We start from the raw sequence: 391 nt of genomic DNA on the forward strand, positions 1-391 counted from the left end.
CCCCAATCTGACGCTGATCGTCAAGGATCGGCCGGGCAATCCCACCAATGCGGCGCTCAACACCAAGCGGGCGCCGTTCAACGACATCCGCGTCCGTGAGGCCTTCGTCCGCTCGGCCGATATCCAGGGTGCGCTCGACAGCGTGTTCTTCGGCCGCTACAAGCGCGCGCCCGGGCCGCTGAGCGCCGTGACGCCATTCGCCTCGCCGGATTTCAAAAGCTATTACGACTACGATGCCGACAAGGCCAACAAGCTGCTCGACGAAGCCGGCTGGAAGGACAGGGACGTCAACGGTTTCCGTGTCAAGGACGGCRAGAAGCTGACCGTCAACGTGCCGATCGGCGACTTCCAGGGGCCGGCGGAACGGTCGCTCTGGGAGCAGATCCAAGCC

1 protein-coding gene is annotated in these 391 nt (G+C 64.4%); it reads left to right on the top strand.

The genetic code is table 11. From position 1 onward, the window contains the following. Positions 1-391: ABC transporter substrate-binding protein (locus AC1D0P_RS31305; RefSeq protein ID WP_477680283.1), on the top strand; the 391-nt coding region annotated here is incomplete at both ends.

Source organism: Polaromonas sp. P1_G2, assembly GCF_056405515.1.